Genomic DNA, 17,931 nt, shown 5'->3' with positions numbered 1-17,931 from the left:
GGGTACTCAGCAACAGGCCTCGATGGAAGCGCGGATGTCGGCCTGGCTGGCCTCGGCAGTGATCACCGCCTCCCCTATCGCCTTCAGCAATACCAGCCGCAGGGTTCCGTCCGCCACCTTCTTGTCGTGGGCCATCATCTCGAGATAGCGGTCCGCTCCCAGCGGCGCCCCCTTGACCGGCAGGCCGGCGCGCTCGTGAATGGACCTGACCCGTTCGACGTCCGCATCGGACAGCCAGCCTAGACGCCGGGACAGGTCGGCGGCCATGATCGCCCCTGCCGCCACGGCCTCGCCATGCAGCCAGACGCCGTATCCCAACCCGGTTTCGATGGCATGGCCGAAGGTGTGCCCCAGATTGAGCGTAGCGCGCACCCCCTGCTCGGTCTCATCGGCGGCGACGACTTCCGCCTTGTTGCGGCACGAACGCTCGACCGCCTCGGCTAGCGCCTCGGCATCGCGGGCGAGCAGACGCTCAAGGTTTTCCTCGATCCACTCCAGGAAAGGCAGGTCCCGGATCAACCCATACTTGATGACCTCGGCCAATCCCGCCTTCAGCTCACGCTCCGGTAGTGTGTTAAGGACTGAGGTATCGGCGAGCACCATACGCGGCTGGTAGAAGGCGCCGATCATGTTCTTGCCTAGGGGGTGATTGATTGCCGTCTTACCACCGACAGACGAGTCCACCTGAGACAGCAGCGTAGTCGGCACCTGGAGGAAGGGTACGCCGCGCTGGTAGGTTGCCGCGGCAAAGCCGACCATGTCACCAACCACGCCGCCACCGAGAGCGATCAGCGTCGTTCCGCGATCGCAGCGGCTCGACAGCAGGCCATCGAAAATCGTGTTGAGCGTCTCCCAGTCCTTGTGCGCCTCACCGTCCGGCAGCACGATCTCGGTGACTGTCAGCCCGCGGGCTTTCAGCCCGTCCGCAAAAGCACGCAGGTACAGGGGGCCGACCACATTGTTGGTGATCACTGCCACACGGCGCGATTTCACAAAGGGCAATACCAGCTCGGGATCTGCCAGCAATCCCCCGCCGATCCGGATGGGATAGCTGCGGTCGGCCAGTTCGACGTTCAGTGTGCGCATAAGTCCTGCAATTCCTTTTCGATCAGACGCACCATCGCATGCGGCGTTCCACGCCCGCCTTCGACAGTGATGTGAGCAACCTCGCGGTACAGCGGGTCGCGGACCACATATAACTGCTGAAGGCGCCCTTTGGGATCCGGCACCTGCAGCAGGGGACGCGTCTTGTCGTGACGGGTGCGCTCCCACAGAACGTGGGGCGGAACATTGAGATAAACGACCACGCCCCGCTCGGAAAGCAGGGCACGATTGATGGGATTGATCACGGCACCGCCACCGGTAGCAAGCACCATGTCCGACTCCGTGGTCAGTTCATCCAGGGTCTGCGTCTCCCTGCGCCGGAAACCATCTTCGCCCTCGATCTCGAAAATGGTCGGGATCTTGACCCCCGTTCGGGCCTCGATTTCGTGATCACTGTCGACAAAACGAAGGCCAAGCCGCTTGGCAAGCTCCCGACCCACTGTGGTCTTACCGGAACCGGGCATGCCAATCAGAACAATACAACGTGGAAAATCCATTCCCTTCCTTTGCAGTCGGGGAAAGACTTTTACTCCCCAAAACGCATGTCAGTTAATAGTGATGGTCCGGCTACTCGTACTACCGCTCGGTGACGTGACCGTGAGGGTAGCGGTTCCAACAGGCTTCGTCTGGCACTTCGAACCCTCTACCGTGAAGGTATGGAAGGTACCACCGGCAGCACTCGTATTGGGAACGGAAGAGGAGCCGGAAGACACGGACACTGAAGCCTTGACCGTATCACCCGTATCATTTTTGTAAGTCACAGCCGAATCCATGGACAGCGTCGCGGTCGCCGGCATCGGATTATTATTTTCATCGGACAGCCGGAAAGTAAAGGAACCCGTACAACCCGGCATAGTAAACGTGGAGGGCGAAACCGTACCGATAACGTAGCTGGACAAGACGACCAGATTGACCCGGCGTACATGCGCCTGCCCCCAGACACCGTCACAGCTTCCGGCACTATAGGGCGCATTGTCATAACGTCCGTCAGCAGGATAGGCGGGGCATGCCCCTGACTTGCCAAAGGCAATCTCGGACTCACCAGCCTGCCTTACCCGATCCTCATTGTTATCGACAAAGGCATTGCCGAGATCACGGAAGGCCTCACCTGCATCGTAGATGTTGTTGGCGTTGCTGTCGTCAAAACTCTCCTCGCCCGTCGCGTAGGCAAGGATGGTGACTCGTCCGTTCGTAACAGAACCGGAAGGCTCCGAGTCATTGCGCGGCCGGTATTCTCCGCTGGTGAACGTCACGGAACACGAAGCAGACGTTGTCGTGCAAGAGGCACCGATACCTGCCCCTTCACTGATGAAATTGATGACCGTGCCGTCCGGAACCGGGTTACCTAAACGGTCAAATGCATAAGCAGTCGCATGCGTAGTTATCCCATCCTGACGCCAGCCCTCGATATTGAAGGTCTCGACCGCCAGAGAAAAACGATCCTGGGTCGGACGTCCAGTGGAGATCGTCAGATTGGGCGACTGGCTCTTGATCGCCGAATTGTCAGCCAGCACCGCCGTCACCCACACCGGAGTAGGCACGGTACCTGCTGTCACCGTAACGCTGACAGTGCCATCAGCCTGTGTCGTACCCTGCGCAGTGCCGGAGGACTGGCCGTTCAACTTTATGCCACCAACACGCGTCGACAAGTCGAAGTTAACAGTTCTACCAGCAATCGGACTATTCGTGCTGTCAACCAGTTTGAAGGTGACAATGGAGTCGGACGACAAGCCCGCTCCGCCGGTCCCGGCCAGCACGATGGACGACGGTGACGAAGATACGAAACTGACATTCGATGCCTGAGGTGCCGCGATCTGCAGGGAAATCGAACTGGAAGCCCCTTGCACAGACGCAGTGATCGCATCAGTCCCCGCACACCCCTTATCGGTATAGGTTGCCGTCGCCACCCCGTTAACCGATGATACGCTGTGTGTAATCGACGCCTTGCCTGCAGTATCACAAGCAGACGAGAAAGTCACCGCCTGCGACGAAGTCGCAGGAACTCCATTTACCAAAACCTGAACGGAGACTGACGTACTTCCATAAGCGCTCAGCGAGGTGGAATTAGCTGTCAGATTGGACAGCGCCACTACCCCAGGGCTGACGGCATATCCAACCGTCTGCGTCAGTGACTTCCCGCCAACGCTCGCCGTAGCCGTCAGCGTTGCCGCTCCGCTGGAAGCCAGACTTGCCGCCTGCAGGTTCACCGATGCGACACCACTGCTGTTACTCAAAGCCGAACCTGAAGCGGGATCGAAAACGCCTAGCGCCGAGTCTGTCGCAAAAGTAACAACTGCATTGGGAACCACTGCACCATTGGCATCCTTCACCACAGCCTTGACCGTCAGCGGCTTACCCGCTGACAGCGTATTACTGCTTGCTCCCGATGTGGCATCGGTGAGGGACAGGGTGATCGTGCCATCCGTCGCAGTAGAGCCGCTGCCGCCGGACGAACAGGTGAGGAACCCCCCCGGACAGCCAGAACTGCCACTCGAACCACCACCTCCACCACCGCAGCCTGCGATGGCCAGCGCAATGACACTCAGGGCAAAGAAACGACCTTGTGATGACAAACGGCCCAAGGCACTGACGTTATGCATAGAAATTCCCGTATTAATGAAGGTCAGCGCAGACCGAGCTGATCGTTGATGATTCGAGGCGTAATGAACACGAGCAACTCAGTCTTGTTGTCCTTGCGCTCTGTATTCCGGAACAGATAGCCGAGAACCGGCACATCCCCCAGCAACGGGATCTTCGTCGTATTGTTGCCGATTTCCTGAATGTAGATCCCGCCGATGACGACCGTGCCACCGTTCTCGACCACCACTTCGGTCTTGACGTGCTTGGTGTCGATCGGCACGTTGCCACCGGCAACCGGCTGGTCGTAACGCGGCTGATCCTTATTGACCTCAAGTGCCATCATCACCTTGCCATCCGGCGTGATCTGCGGCTTCACCTTCAAGGTCAGGTTGGCCTTCTTGAAGCTGACGGTCGGGAAGGCAGTTCCCCCGGACTGGGTTTGATACGGCACTTCCGAACCCTGCTCGATAATCGCCTCCGCCTTGTCGGCCGTCATCACCCGCGGGCGGGACACGACCTTGCCACGCCCGTCTGCTTCCAGCGCCGAGACTTCGAGATCAATGTAACGGGTTGCCGCGCTGTTCCACAATGCAAACGAGAACGCGCCCGCAGACTTATTGTTGATTGACGACGCCGGCAGATTCACACCCAACCCGTTGGTGTAATCAGGAACCGTCGTAATCTGGCCGGCCTGGTAGCCGATTGAAGACAGATTACCCGTCCCAAGAGTATTCCGGAAAACCGGAACCCCCCCCGTGGTCGTTCCAATCTGACCACCGGTCTTGGCCCCAAAACCGAGACGTACCCCCAAGTTGCTTGCAAACGTATCTGTGGCCTCGACGATCTGCGCTTCGATCAGGACCTGACGCACCTCGACATCCACTTCGGCGATCAGGCGACGAATGTCCTCAAGCCGGGACGCCACATCATTGACGAAAATCTTGTTGCTGCGCTCGTCTGGCAGAACGCTACCCCGCTTGGAAAGCACGGACTGGTCCTTACTCTTCAGAAACTCGGCAACACTCTTCGCCTTGTGGTAGTTGATCTGAAAACTCTCGGTCCTCAGTGGCTCCAAATCACCGACCTGAGCCTTGGCTTCCAGGTCGAGCTTTTCGCGGGCTGCCAACTCGTCCCGCGGCGCGATCCAGATCACGTTGCCGTTCTTGCGCATGTCCAGCCCCCGCGCCTGCAGGATGATGTCGAGGGCCTGATCCCACGGCACGTCCTTGAGGCGCAGAGTCAGGTTGCCCTGCACGGAGTCACTGGTGATGATGTTGAAATTCGTGAAATCCGCGATGACCTGCAGCACGGAACGCACGTCGATGTTCTGGAAGTTCAGGGACAGCTTCTCGCCGGAGAAGCGGCCCTTGCCCGCGCCTTGCGTCAGCTTGTTGGGATCCTCCTTGACAGGCTTCACTTCAAGCACGAACTGACTGTCGCTCTGGTAAGCGTTATGCTCCCAGAGCCCACGCGGCGTCACCGTCATGCGTACATTCCCGCCCTGGGTCTTGGTCAGCACAGTGGACACCGGGGTACCAAAATCCACCACATCCAGCTTCCGACGCAATTGTTCCGGCACATCCGTCTTCAGAAAATCGACGATCAGGTCCTCGCCCTGTTGCCGAATATCGATACCGGCATTCGGGTCAGACAGATCGACCACCAGCCGCCCCTCACCGTCCTTGCCACGCCGGAAATTGATATCGCGAATGGCGTGCCGCTCCGACTGCCCCACGGCGGCCGGGGCAAACTGGGTACTCCGCTGAGCAAGCTGGCTCGTCGCCTCGCGGACCTGTCCAGCCGCCAGTGTGATCAGGAGATCGTTCCCATCCTGACGCGTCTCATAAGGGTAGACCCGGGACAGGTTCAAGACCAAGCGGGTCCGGTCCCCAACCTGCACGACGTTCACACTCCGCAAATCGCCGGCATTGAGCGTCTGGCTATTGCGCCCCAAGCCATTGGCCGTATCCGGGAAATCGAACGCAATGCGTGCTGGACTCGCCACACTGAAACTTGCCGGCAAGGCAGCCAGCGGCCTGGCAAGGGTGAGCTTGAGGACAATGTTGCCCCCTTGCTCCACGGCCATGATCTTCTCAATCCGGTTGCCTGCCGACACGACGTCCGCCGCCTGCGGGACCTGGGCCAGCACGGACACAGGAAGCACCAGCCCGCCAAGACACGCAGCCACCACCCATGCGCCCAACCTGACCCCACAAGGTCTCATTTTCATTTCTTCGCCTCCTGAGGCGCCTGCGCCTGCTCCTGCAACTGGAGCGTGCTGATGCGCTCGGTCCATTCACCGCCCACATCCTCGACAAGTTCTTTCAAGGTCACCGCGGATTCACTGATGCCCGTGATCTTTCCGTAATTCTGCCCAAGATAATTGCCGACCTTGACCTGATGCAGCGTCTTGTCGACAGCGATGATGGCATGGGCCTGACCTTTTCTCATCATGACGCCAACCATCTTGAGCGATTCGAGCGGATACGCTTCAAGGGGCTCCCGTCGCCGGTTTGCATCCGGCACAAAGCCCGACTTCTTGTCCGGTTCAAGCTTGGCCTGCTTGAACGGATCAAGCAGGCCACTGCCTTGATAATTCACAACGGATGCCTGGCGGATCGGTGGCAGGGGCTTCAGATTGGGCTTGAGGTCTTTCGACACCTCGGCCATCCAGTCACGCAAATCCTGCTGTTTGTCACCGCACCCGGCCAGCAGTACCGAAAGAAGCAGAGGCACTATCAGAGTCAGTCGCATGATCGTCACTTACGCGCCTTTTCCTTGGCCTTTTCCTTGCGCAGGGCCGAGACTTCCTCGTCATCCAGGTAACGATATGTCATCGCAGTCGCATCAAACTTGAGGTTGCCTTCCTTGAGCGTTTCGATGGCGATGTCGTTCAAGGTCACGATCCGCGGCATCTGCGCCACGTCACTGACAAATTCGCCGAGGTCGTGATAACCGCCGGTCACCCGCACGGAAATCGGCAACTCTGCATAAAAATCCTTCAAGCTCTCGGCACCTGGCTTGAACAATTCAAACTGCAGTCCACGCCCCAGACCGGCCTGATTGATGTCCGCCAACAAGGACTCGATCTCGGAGCGATTCGGCAACTGCTTCAATAAAGCACCAAACTGACGGTCGATCTCCGCCAATTGACGACGGTATTCAGGAAGATTGACAGCCTGGCGCTTCTTCAACAACCAATCATCCTTGAGCGTAATTTCTTCCTTTTCCTTGCTATCCAGCGTGGTCAGCTGATCGCTCCAGTCGAACCACCAGCCACCGACGACGATAACGAGAAAAATCGCCAGCAACGTCGCCAACCGGGGCAGCAGCGGCCACTGCCCGGGATCATTGGGATCCAACCCCTGGAAATCCCGCATCAGGGTCTGGACATCCATCGTCCGGAGCTTCTCTATCGACTCCCTTGGACTCATGGCTTGCCTCCCGCAGGATTGCTGACCCCGCCGCCAGCCTTCGGCTTGCCAGAGTCCTCCGCCTTAGTGCGCTCGATGCTCACATTGAGATTGAATTCACTGACGCGACGGGTATTCAGAACCGCCGCCTTGACCTCGACCAGATCAGCGCGCTCGAGATAAGGCGAAGCCTCGAGATTACGCATCAGGGTGGATACCCGCGCATTCGACTGGGCATAGCCGATCAAATTGATCTTGGAGCCGGACTGCTTAAGTGACTTTAGATAAACGCCTTCAGGCATCTGACGGACCAGTTCGTTGAACAACTGGACAGTTTCCGTACGATTGGTCTGCAACGACTCGATGACCTGCTTTCGGGACAGCAACGCCTCAGCCTGTTCCCGCAAACCCTTGATTTCCACGATCTCCTTGTCAAGCGCGGCGATTTCCTGCTTGAGAAAGACGTTCTTTGCGTCCTGACCATCCACATACCCCGCCAGGATCGTATGACCGATGAACCACACCACAAGCCCTACCACCGCCACAAAGGCGGAAAACAGCGCGAATTGTTGCCGGCGCGCCTTGCGCTTCTCTTCCCGGTGGGGAAGCAGGTTGATACGGATCACAAATCAAACCTCCGCAAGGCCAGACCACAGGCAACCAGCAAGGCAGGGGCATCCGCCGCGAGATTCTTCGGCCGAACCTTTGAACCAAGGCTCATGTTCGCAAACGGGTTGGCCACCAGGGTATCCACCTGAGTACGGCCCGCGACGGTTTCCGCGAGCCCGGGGATGACGGCACAACCGCCGGCAAGGACGATATGGTCTACCTGATTGAACTGGGTGGAGGTGAAAAAGAACTGCAGCGCCCGCGATACTTCCAATGCCATGGCGTCCATGAACGGGCGCAGAAGATCGGACTCATAGCTCTCGGGCAACGAACCGGTACGCTTGCCACTTTCGGCCTCTTCAAGGGACATCCCAAAGTGGCGCATGATGTCCTGGGTGAGCAAGAAACCGCCGAAGGCCTGCTCACGGGCGTACACCTGGTTGCCATTGCGCAGCACTGACACATTCATCACGTTGGCGCCGGCATCCACCAGCGCGATGATTTTGTCTTCCCCGCGGTCGGGCAACTGCTCCTGAACCAGTTCGAAGGCAGCCAGCGACGCGTAGGACTCGACGTCCATCACCAGCGCCTTGAGGCCGGCAGCTTCCGCTGCAGCGACCCTGTCTTCAACCTTCTCCTTGCGGGACGCAGCGATCAACACCTCGTCCTCATCCGCACTGGAAGCTGCCGGACCGATGACCTGAAAGTCGAGATTCACCTCATCGAGCGCAAAGGGAATGTACTGATTGGCTTCCGACTCGACCTGCACTTCCAACTCCTGGTCGCGCAGTCCCGCGGGCAGGATAATTTTCTTGGTGATGACCGCCGACGCCGGGAGGGCAAGCGCCACGAAACGGGTCGCTGTTCCGAGCCGACGCCAGCCACGCCGGATAGCATCGGACACAGCCTCCAGATTGACGATGTTTCCATCGGATACGGCCTCCCGCGGAAGCGCTTCGACGGCGTACCGCTCGACCCGATAACCACCGCCCGAGACGGCGGACAACTCCACCATTTTGACCGACGAAGACGAGATGTCGACACCGATCAAAGGGCGTGCCCGGGGGTTCAAAAAGGAGAGGTCGATCACAAAAAATCCTGAAATTTCTTTATGTTAGGTGCAATACCAACAAACTACTTGAGATCCTAACAACAACCATGACAAGTGTAAAGGTAAGGCCTGGGAGAATACCGGATTGCATATCAGGCGACAAATCGGGCCTCCTCGTATAATGCAGCACTTTACTCTGCTCCCTGCTCCCGTCATGCGCTGGGTACTCTACCCCTTCATCGCACTTCTCGGCCTGCTGGCCATTGGCCTCGCCATCCTCGCCCTGGCCGTCGCCTTCGCCTGGCCGACCCTCCCGTCGCTGGAAGCACTGACCGACTACCACCCCAAGATTCCGCTGCGCGTCTACACGGCTGACGGGATTCTGATCGGCGAGTACGGCGAAGAGCGTCGTGCCTTCATCCACATCCAGGATGTACCGCCCGTTCTCAAACACGCCATTCTGGCCGCCGAGGACGACCGCTTCTACCAGCACTCCGGGGTCGATTTCACTGGCGTGCTGCGCGCGGCGGGCGCCAACCTTGTCACTGGCAGCAAACGCCAGGGCTCCTCGACGATCACAATGCAGGTGGCCCGGAACTTCTTCCTGACCCGCGAGAAGACCTACTCGCGCAAACTTTACGAAATCCTGCTGGCGTTCAAGATCGAGCAGAACCTCACCAAGGACCAGATCCTTGAGGTCTATATCAATCAGATCTACCTCGGCCGCCGTGCCTACGGTTTCGCAGTTGCCGCTCAGACCTATTTCGGTAAATCCATCCACGACCTTAACGTTCCAGAGGCAGCCATGCTCGCGGGCCTCCCGAAAGCCCCGTCCGCCTACAATCCAGTCGTCAATCCGAAGCGTGCAGCCCTGCGTCAGCAATACGTACTGCGCCGCATGACCGAACTGGGCTTTATCTCCGAAACGGAGCACCAGCAAGCCGTCAACGCTCCGCTGAAGGTCGTGACCGGGCCTGGCGACGTCGGCAGCAGCGCCGACTATGTAGCGGAAATGGCCCGCCAGATCGCCTACGAGCAGTTCAAGGAAGAGGCCTACACCCGCGGCATCAAGGTCATCACGACGATCAACAAGGCCGAGCAGGATGCGGCCTACCGGGCGCTGCGCCGCGGCGTCATGGACTATGACCGCCGCCATGGCTACCGGGGCGTCGAGGGCTATGTGGATCCGGCCCGGATGGGCGGAGAGCAGACCGAGGGCCTGGACGAAGTCCTGGCCGAGACGCCTGATTATGACGACCTCCAGGCAGCCATCGTAACCCAGGCGGGCAATGGCGCAGTCACGGCCTACCGTTACGGCGAGACCTTCCGTATCAGCGGTGACGGCCTGCGCTTCGCCGCGGCGATGCTGAGCGAGAAGGCCCCCCCCAACAAACGCATCCGCCCCGGCGCCATCATCCGCGTGGTGCACGTCAGACAACCACTGGGAAATCAGCCAGCTACCGGAGGTCGAAGGCGCCCTGACCGCGGCCGACCCACACACCGGCGCCATCCGCGCGCTGGTCGGCGGCTTCGATTTCAACCGCAACAAGTTCAACCATGTCACGCAGGCGTGGCGCCAGCCCGGCTCCAGCTTCAAGCCCTTCATCTATTCGGCCGCCTTCGAGAAGGGCTACGGCCCCAACAGCATCGTCGATGACTCGCCGATCTCCTTCCCCGCCGGCGATACCGGCAGCCAGGCCTGGGAGCCGAAGAACTACGACGGCAAGTACGACGGACCGATGTCCCTGCGCTCCGCACTGGCGCGCTCCAAGAACATGGTGTCGATCCGCCTGCTGAAATCCATCGGCCCGCGCTACGCCCAGGACTACGTCACCAAGTTCGGCTTCGACGCCGAGCGCCATCCGGCCTACCTGACCATGGCCCTCGGCGCCGGCTCAGTCACGCCGTGGCAGATGCTGCGCGGCTACTCGGTCTTCGCCAACGGCGGTTACCGCGTCGAGCCCTACCTGGTGAAGGAAATCCAGGACGAAACCGGCAAAGTGCTGGCACGGGTCGACCCGCCGGTGGCGGGAGAAACCGCCGAGCGGGCCATCGACGAACGCAATGCCTACCTGATGGACTCGATGCTGAAGGACGTGGTCCGCCGCGGCACCGCCGCCAAGGCCTTGGTCCTCAAGCGCGGCGATCTGGCCGGTAAGACTGGCACCACCAACGAGTACGTGGACGCTTGGTTCTGCGGTTACCAGCCGACCGTCGTCGCCGTGGCGTGGATCGGTTTCGACCAGCCGCGCAAGCTGGGCAGCGGGGAGACCGGCGGTGCAGCCGCACTGCCGATGTGGATCAATTACATGCGCAAAGCCCTCGACGGCGTGCCCGAGAGCTACCCAACCCCGCCGGACGGCCTGATCCGCATCCAGCCGGAAGGCAGCGCCACCGAAGAGCTGATCTACAAGGAGAACCTGCCGGCTGCGCCGGTGGAAACCCCGCAGGAGCCCACCAGCCCGCCGGCGGAAGAGGCCCCGCGCAACACCAACTAGTGGAGCCCGGGAGCCGGTCAGCCCTTCAGGTTGACCGGCTCGCCAGCCTGCTCGGACATGCAACGAGACAACACGGCATAGAAATCCGCCCCATCCCGCGTGCCCAGCCAGCGCCCGCCATCAGGACGGAAGTGAAAACCGCCCGACTTGGCGGCCAGCCAGATCTCCCGCGCCGCGCTGTGCCGGTTGACGATGATCTTGCTGCCGTTGTCGAACTCCAGCTCGAAGACCCCACCCGGCTTCACCTCGTAGTCGAAATCCAGCTCACAAGCCTCCAGCAGGCCCTCCAGGCGCTCCAGCTCGGCATCCGCCAAGGCGTTGAAATCCGCTTCGTCCATCGACCCCTCCATTGTTCTGTTAACATTGCCGTTTTTGCGCGGAACCCATGCGAACCATCGCCATTGCCGCCGCGACCTGCGGCCTACTCGTCCTAGCCGGCTGCGGCATCAAGGGGCCGCTGTACATCCCGCAAGTTCCCAAGCCCGCCAGCAAGCCGGCGCCGCAGCCCGCCGACGCCACCCCGGCGCCGGGCGGCGATCATAACAAACCCGCTCCCCAGGATTCAGTCAAATGACCACCGCACTGCCCGTGCCGACGCTCGCCGCCGGCCCCGCCGGCCTGACCCTCGAAGGGGTCGCCCTCGCCGACATCGCCGAGCGCTTCGGCACCCCGACCTATGTGTATTCCCGCGCCGCGCTGATTTCTGCCTTCGCGGCCTACCAGCAGGCCCTCGGCATGCGCAAGGCGCTCGTCTGCTACGCGGTCAAGGCCAACTCCAGCCTAGGCATCCTGTCGGTGTTTGCCAAGCTGGGCGCCGGTTTCGACATCGTGTCCGGCGGTGAGCTGGCCCGCGTCCTGGCCGCCGGTGGCGACCCCGGCAAGGTGATCTTCTCGGGCGTCGGCAAAAGCATCGCCGAAATGCGTTACGCGCTGGAGTCGGGGATCGGCTGTTTCAACGTCGAATCCGCCGCCGAACTGGACCGTCTGAATGAAGTAGCTGCCAGCCTCGACAAGCGTGCGCCGATCGCCTTCCGCGTCAATCCGGACGTCAATCCGAACACCCACCCGTACATTTCCACCGGCCTGCGCAGCAACAAGTTCGGCGTGGCCTTCACCGAAGCCCTCGACCTCTACCGCAAGGCCGCCAGACTGCCGAACATCGAGATCAGCGGCATCGACTGCCACATCGGCTCCCAGCTTCTCGATCCGGCCCCGATGGCCGAAGCGGCAGACAAGATCCTCGGCCTGGTGGACCAGCTCGCCCGCGAAGGCATCAAGCTCGACCACATCGACCTGGGCGGCGGCCTTGGCATCCGCTACCGCGACGAGGAACCGCCGACGCCGACCGAATACCTCAAACCCCTGCTGGAACGCTTTGCCGGCCGTAACGAAGCCCTGTGTTTCGAACCGGGCCGCTCGCTGGTCGGCAACGCCGGCCTGCTGCTGACCCGCATCGAATACCTGAAACCCGGCGTTGAGAAGAACTTCGCGATCATCGATGCGGCGATGAACGACCTGGCCCGCCCCGCACTGTACGACGCCTACCACGAGATCGTCGCAGTAGCGCCGCGCGCCGTTCCCGCAACCCGCTACGAAGTGGTCGGTCCGATCTGCGAGAGCGGCGACTTCCTCGGCCACGACCGCGACTTGTCGGTGGAAACAGGCGACCTGCTGGCCATCCTGTCGGCCGGCGCCTACGGCATGACGATGAGCTCCAACTACAACACTCGCCCACGTGCCGCCGAGATCCTGGTGGATGGTACGGAAGTGCACGTCATCCGCGATCGGGAAACCCTCGCCCACCTGCTCGCCGGCGAACGCCCGCTGCCCTGAGCTGCACCGACCTCCACGGGGCGCGCTCATTCGCCCCACGGAGGAGTCGGTTTTTCCGCCAGAAGATGCGAAGCAGGAAATGTCCCGAGCCACAGCAGCCCGGCTCGGGCAAAACCGCGCCTTGATGCACCTCAGTCCAGCGGCGTGACAGTCGCGCGCCCCGCGGGCGTCTCCAGCCAGCGGACGAGGATGCGGTAGATATCGGGATCGAAACGGCGCTGCGGCAAGGCTGCCCGCAGGCCCGCCAGAGCCGCCTCATCATCGACGCTGCCGAGCAGACACCACTGGTCCACCACGTGCGCGGCGCTACGTCCGGTATCGGCGTGATGTTCGCGCACCACCACCGGACCGGACCACGGCCAACGCCGCAGGCGCAGGCTTTCGAGCACCTTCAGCAGACGCTCGTCGTGCTGCGCAGGGCTCTCCTTACCGGCACACACGCCCGCACAGCGGCGCGCCTGATGCGCAAGGCAAGGCCCTTCGCTCCACGCCTCGGTGCCGATGCGGCGCGGGCACAGCTTGTAGAGGCTGGCCAATTCCCGCAACGCGTTGTCGGCCTCCTTCTTGGTCCGGAAAGTCCCGTAGAGATTCTCCCAGCCCGCCGGATCGCCGCCGTTCAGGGATTCGCGCTGCAACACCGGGCCAGGCCGGCGGGCCGCGTCGAAACGCAGGCCAAAGACCGCGGCGGCATCCGCCGGCTGGCGATTCTCGGCCGGCCTCTCGGTACGGACCAGATGCGATTCGAGCAGCAGCGCTCCCAGTTCGCCGGCAGTCACTCGCCAGTCCACACGACGGACCTGCTGGATGATCTTGGCCTCGCGGCCCTTCAGCTTGTCCCCCGCAAAGTGGCTCATTACCCGCGAGCGCAGGCTGACACTGCGCCCGACATACAGCAGCGCATCGTTCTCACCGTAGAAGAGATAGACGCCCGGCCCCTCGGGCAGACCTTCAAGCACCCCTTCGGGCAGGCCGGCAGGCCGGTTCGGCGCCTTCATCGCCTTGACGATCGCCGCATCGAGCACCTCGCGCTCGAAGCTTCCCGCCACCTGGCCGACAAACTGGACCAAAGCCTCTGTATCGCCAAGGGCGCGATGGCGGGCCGAGCAGACGAGCCCGTGGCGCTCGATCAGGGCGTCGAGACCGTGGCGGTGATGCTGGGGATAGAGGGCTCGCGACAGCTTGACGGTACACAGCACCGGCGCATCGAAGGCCTGGCCCAGACGCTGGAACTCGTTCTTGATGAAGCCATAGTCGAAGCGCGCGTTATGGGCGACGAAAATGCAGTCCGCAAAAAGCTCGCGGACCCGTTCGGCCACTTCGGCGAACGGCGGTGCATCCACTACCATGTCGTCGGTAATGCCGACCAGACTCTGGATGTTCGGCGGAATGGCCCGCCCTGGATTGACCAGGGTGGACCACCGCTCGACCAGCTCACCGTTCTCGACCCGCAGGATCGCGATTTCGGTGATCCGGTCTTCCACCGGATTGGCCCCGGTGGTTTCTACGTCGATGAAAGCAAGTTTGGGAGCGAGCAAAGCCCGCTCAGCTTTCGGTCGAGTAAGGATAGGGCTTCTGGGCGACGCGGCCGGCCGCGTACTCACGCTGGGTTTCCAGATCCTGCGGCTTGTCCCACCACAGGGCGCGCCCCTTCTTCTGCTCTTCGACTTGCTCAGGATGCTTGGCCATCCATTCACGCATGAACTTGGTGTGCTCGGACTCGTAACCTGCCATGTGGATCTCCCTTTTTAAGCGGCGTGGATTCTAGCAGCCTCAGCTGCCCTTCTGGTCGCCCTTGAGGCGGTTGATGCGGACCACCTCCGGGATGTTTCGTATCCCGCGGATGACCTTGGCGAGATGCAGGCGATGAGTCACCTGCACCGTGATGTAGATGGTGGAATAGGCACCCTGATCGCCGTCGGTACTGACGTTCTGGATATTGCAATCTTGCTCGGCGATCGCGTTGGCGACCTTGGCCAACACGCCACGCACGTTCTGCGTGAGCAGGCGCAGCGTCACGTCGAACAGGCGGTCGGTGGCGGCTTCCCACTCCACGTCGATCCAGCGGTCCCGCTCGCTGCGCAGCTTGCGGGCCTGCGGACAGTCGTGCATGTGCACTTCCAGCCCCTGCCCCTTGCGGATGATGCCGACGATGGGGTCGCCCGGAATCGGCCGGCAGCAACGCGCCAGCTGGACCGCGACGCCTTCGGTACCGCGAATCAGGATCGCCCCGGCGGGCTTGGGCTTGACGACATCGGCGCGGCCGGACTCCATATCCTGAATCTCCGCCAGTCGCCGTGCGACGATGGCCGGCAGGCGCCGCCCGAGGCCGATGTCGGTCATCAGCTCCTTGCGGGTGTTCAGCGTGAATTCCTTCAGGAAGCGCTCCCACGCAAAAGTACTGACCTGGCCAAGGGTCAGGCCGTGCAGGCGCAGGGCCTGGTTGAGCAGACGCTCGCCGAGGGTCGAGGCTTCCTCTTGCTGGGCATTCTTGAGGAAATGGCGGATCTGCGCCCGCGCCTTGCCGGTCCGCACGTAGGACAGCCAGGCCGGGTTGGGGCTGGCGTGGGCAGCGGTGATGATCTCGATCTGGTCGCCATTGTGCAGCTCGGTTCGCAGCGGCATCAGCTCGCCATTGATGCGACCGGCGACGCAGCGGTTGCCGACGTCGGTATGCACCGCGTAGGCGAAATCCACCACCGTGGCGCCGCGCGGCAGCGCGAAGATCTTGCCCTTTGGCGTGAAGGCGTACACCTCGCCCGGGAACAGGTCCACCTTCACATGCTCCAGGAACTCACTGGAGTCACCGGACGTGGACTGTAGTTCGAGCAGCGACTGCAGCCAGCTGTGGGTCTTGTGCTGCAGCTCGGTAAGGGTTTTTTCGTCTTCCTTGTACAGCCAGTGGGAAGCCACACCACTTTCGGCGATGTGGTTCATCTCCTGGGTGCGGATCTGCACTTCAACGGGCGTGCCGAAGGGGCCGATCAAGGTGGTATGCAGGGACTGGTAACCGTTCGCCTTGGGGATGGCGATGTAGTCCTTGAACTTGCCCGGCACCGGCTTGTACAGCGCGTGCAGCGCGCCGAGGGCGCGGTAACAGGTCTGCACGTCGGGCACGATGACGCGGAAACCGTAGATGTCGAGCACTTGGGAGAAGGTCAGTCGCTTCTCCGACATCTTGCGGTAAATGCTGTAGAGGTGCTTCTCGCGACCGCGCACGTCGGCCTGGATATCCCACTGAGGCAGGCGTTCCTCGATCGCGACGAGAATCTTGCCGACCACTTCGCGCCGGTTACCCCGAGCCGCCAGGATGGCCTTCGACAGCACCCGATAGCGCATCGGGTAGCGATGCTTGAAGGCCAGTTCCTGCAGCTCGCGGTACAGGCTGTTGAGGCCCAGCCGGTTGGCGATCGGTGCGTGGATTTCCTGGGTTTCGCGGGCGATGCGGCGCCGCTTGTCGGGGCGCACGCAGTCGAGCGTGCGCATGTTGTGCAGGCGATCGGCGAGCTTGATGAGGATCACCCGCAGGTCGCTGGCCATCGCCAGCAGCATCTTGCGGAAGTTTTCCGCCTGGGCTTCCTCGTGGGACTGGAACTCGATCTTGTCGAGCTTGGACACCCCATCCACCAGTTCGGCCGTGGTCCGCCCGAAACGCTCGGCGATCTCGGCCTTGGTGATGTGGGTGTCCTCCATCACATCGTGGAGGAGGGCCGCGCACAGGGCCTGGGCGTCCAGGTTCCAGCCGGCGAGGATCTCCGCAACAGCGACCGGATGGGAGATGTAAGGCTCCCCGCTGATCCGCATCTGCCCCTCATGTGCATCGGCGGAAAAGTGGTAGGCAGCCTCGATACGCCCTACATCCTCAGGACGCAGGTAGGCGCTGACGATGTTCTTCAGCCTGCCGAAGTCGAGCGGCAGGACACAGGAAGCGGGGGGCTGGAAAACGCCGCTACCACTGACCGGAGTTGGTGCGGCGGATTCCATGGCATTGCTCTCTGGCGGAAAGGCGCTCAGGCCTGGCCGCGGTTGAGGACTTCGGTGCCGACCTTGCCGGCGGCGATTTCACGTAGCGCGATCACGGTGGGCTTGTCCTTGTCGTGGCGGTCCAGATCCACCTGCGGGGTGGCGCCGGCCGTCAGCTGACGTGCGCGGTAGGTCGCCGCCAGGGTCAGCTGGAAGCGGTTGGGGATTCTTTTCAGACAGTCATCGACGGTAACGCGGGCCATATCAATCCTGTTCCAGGTAATGAAAAAACTCCGGCTTGCGCGCCTCCTGGTTGGCGTAACGCAGCCGCGACGCTCGCACCACGGCCACCAGATCGTCCAGGGCCGCAGTCAAGTCTTCATTGATTATAACGTAGTCGAACTCCGCCACATGGCGCATCTCGCCACGGGCTGCCAGCACCCGGCGGGCGATCACCTCCTCGCTGTCGGTGCCGCGGCCGCGCAGGCGACGCTCCAGTTCATCCACCGACGGCGGCAGGATGAACACGCCGACCGCTTTCGGGAACACCTTGCGGACCTGCTGGGCGCCCTGCCAGTCGATCTCCAGCAGGATGTCCTTGCCGGAGCTGATCTGGGATTCCAGCCAGGTCTTGGAGGTCGCGTAATAGTTGCTGTGCACCTCCGCCCACTCAAGGAACTCGCCCTTGTCGCGCAGCGCGCGGAAGGTCGGCACATCGACGAAGTTGTAGTGCTGGCCATTCACCTCGCCGGTACGCGGCGCACGCGTGGCGTAGGACACCGACAGGCTGACCAGCGGGTCACGCTCCAGCAGGCCGCTGACGAGGGTGGTCTTGCCGGCGCCGGACGGCGCAGTGACGATGAACAGGGTCCCAGGCATGCTC

Annotated in this window: 16 protein-coding genes and 1 pseudogene; 3 read left to right on the top strand and 14 right to left on the bottom strand. The window is 61.8% G+C overall.

The genetic code is table 11. From position 1 onward, the window contains the following. Positions 1–6: 6 nt before the first annotated feature. From aroB to AC1PPK_RS06630, 8 genes are read right to left on the bottom strand one after another with little or no spacing between them, the layout of a single operon-like run. Positions 7–1,086: a 3-dehydroquinate synthase gene (aroB, locus tag AC1PPK_RS06665; RefSeq protein WP_481117055.1), complete on the bottom strand. Its 1,080-nt coding sequence runs from the start codon at positions 1,084–1,086 to the stop codon at positions 7–9. Next, complete coding sequence (locus AC1PPK_RS06660; protein ID WP_481117054.1) at positions 1,074–1,601, bottom strand: shikimate kinase; 528 nt, start codon at positions 1,599–1,601, stop codon at positions 1,074–1,076. The genes aroB and AC1PPK_RS06660 overlap by 13 nt, the downstream gene beginning before the upstream one ends. Positions 1,602–1,649: 48 nt before the next feature. Beyond that, a complete protein-coding gene (locus AC1PPK_RS06655) occupies positions 1,650–3,704 on the bottom strand; it encodes an autotransporter outer membrane beta-barrel domain-containing protein (protein ID WP_481117053.1) in 2,055 nt (684 codons plus the stop codon). Positions 3,705–3,727: 23 nt separating this feature from the next. After that, entirely contained in the window at positions 3,728–5,908 is a 2,181-nt protein-coding gene (locus tag AC1PPK_RS06650; RefSeq protein WP_481118188.1) for a type IV pilus secretin PilQ, read from the bottom strand. A gap of 2 nt (positions 5,909–5,910) precedes the next feature. Continuing rightward, positions 5,911–6,438, bottom strand: coding sequence for a pilus assembly protein PilP (locus tag AC1PPK_RS06645; protein WP_481117052.1), 528 nt, complete (start codon positions 6,436–6,438; stop codon positions 5,911–5,913). A 5-nt stretch (positions 6,439–6,443) separates the two neighbouring features. Further along, complete coding sequence (locus AC1PPK_RS06640) at positions 6,444–7,082, bottom strand: type IV pilus inner membrane component PilO (RefSeq protein WP_481117051.1); 639 nt, start codon at positions 7,080–7,082, stop codon at positions 6,444–6,446. Positions 7,083–7,114: 32 nt separating this feature from the next. After that, positions 7,115–7,723 (bottom strand): PilN domain-containing protein, encoded by a 609-nt coding sequence (locus AC1PPK_RS06635; RefSeq protein WP_481117050.1) that lies wholly within the window; start codon positions 7,721–7,723, stop codon positions 7,115–7,117. Continuing rightward, a complete protein-coding gene (locus AC1PPK_RS06630) occupies positions 7,720–8,796 on the bottom strand; it encodes a pilus assembly protein PilM (protein ID WP_481117049.1) in 1,077 nt (358 codons plus the stop codon). The genes AC1PPK_RS06635 and AC1PPK_RS06630 overlap by 4 nt, the downstream gene beginning before the upstream one ends. Positions 8,797–8,971: 175 nt before the next feature. On the opposite strand from AC1PPK_RS06630, the pseudogene AC1PPK_RS06625 reads away from it, so the two are divergent. Further along, positions 8,972–11,255, top strand: a pseudogene (locus AC1PPK_RS06625) (penicillin-binding protein 1A). Between the two features lie 17 nt (positions 11,256–11,272). Here the strand turns inward: AC1PPK_RS06625 and cyaY are convergent. After that, a complete protein-coding gene (gene cyaY, locus AC1PPK_RS06620) occupies positions 11,273–11,593 on the bottom strand; it encodes an iron donor protein CyaY (protein WP_481117048.1) in 321 nt (106 codons plus the stop codon). Positions 11,594–11,640: 47 nt separating this feature from the next. Between cyaY and lptM the strand changes: the two genes are divergently transcribed. Together lptM and lysA are read left to right on the top strand one after the other, a co-directional pair. After that, a complete protein-coding gene (gene lptM, locus AC1PPK_RS06615; RefSeq protein ID WP_481117047.1) occupies positions 11,641–11,829 on the top strand; it encodes an LPS translocon maturation chaperone LptM in 189 nt (62 codons plus the stop codon). Beyond that, positions 11,826–13,088 (top strand): diaminopimelate decarboxylase, encoded by a 1,263-nt coding sequence (lysA, locus tag AC1PPK_RS06610; protein WP_481117046.1) that lies wholly within the window; start codon positions 11,826–11,828, stop codon positions 13,086–13,088. The genes lptM and lysA overlap by 4 nt, the downstream gene beginning before the upstream one ends. Positions 13,089–13,219: 131 nt before the next feature. Here lysA and AC1PPK_RS06605 read toward each other — a convergent pair whose 3' ends face one another. Genes AC1PPK_RS06605 through gmk form a run of 5 tightly spaced genes read right to left on the bottom strand, consistent with a single transcriptional unit; the run spans position 13,220 to position 17,927 of the window. Next, complete coding sequence (locus AC1PPK_RS06605; protein WP_481117045.1) at positions 13,220–14,623, bottom strand: exonuclease domain-containing protein; 1,404 nt, start codon at positions 14,621–14,623, stop codon at positions 13,220–13,222. Positions 14,624–14,630: 7 nt separating this feature from the next. Continuing rightward, entirely contained in the window at positions 14,631–14,819 is a 189-nt protein-coding gene (locus tag AC1PPK_RS06600) for a DUF3460 family protein (protein ID WP_481117044.1), read from the bottom strand. Positions 14,820–14,858: 39 nt separating this feature from the next. Further along, positions 14,859–17,069, bottom strand: coding sequence for a RelA/SpoT family protein (locus tag AC1PPK_RS06595; RefSeq protein WP_481117043.1), 2,211 nt, complete (start codon positions 17,067–17,069; stop codon positions 14,859–14,861). A gap of 26 nt (positions 17,070–17,095) precedes the next feature. Beyond that, a complete protein-coding gene (gene rpoZ, locus AC1PPK_RS06590) occupies positions 17,096–17,311 on the bottom strand; it encodes a DNA-directed RNA polymerase subunit omega (RefSeq protein ID WP_079434420.1) in 216 nt (71 codons plus the stop codon). A 1-nt stretch (position 17,312) separates the two neighbouring features. Continuing rightward, complete coding sequence (gmk, locus tag AC1PPK_RS06585; RefSeq protein ID WP_481117042.1) at positions 17,313–17,927, bottom strand: guanylate kinase; 615 nt, start codon at positions 17,925–17,927, stop codon at positions 17,313–17,315. Positions 17,928–17,931 lie beyond the last annotated feature (4 nt).

This window comes from Zoogloea sp. JDB1 (assembly GCF_056724025.1).
The sequence above is the reverse complement of the archived record's forward strand: the minus strand, read 5'-3'. Positions and strand labels throughout refer to the sequence as shown.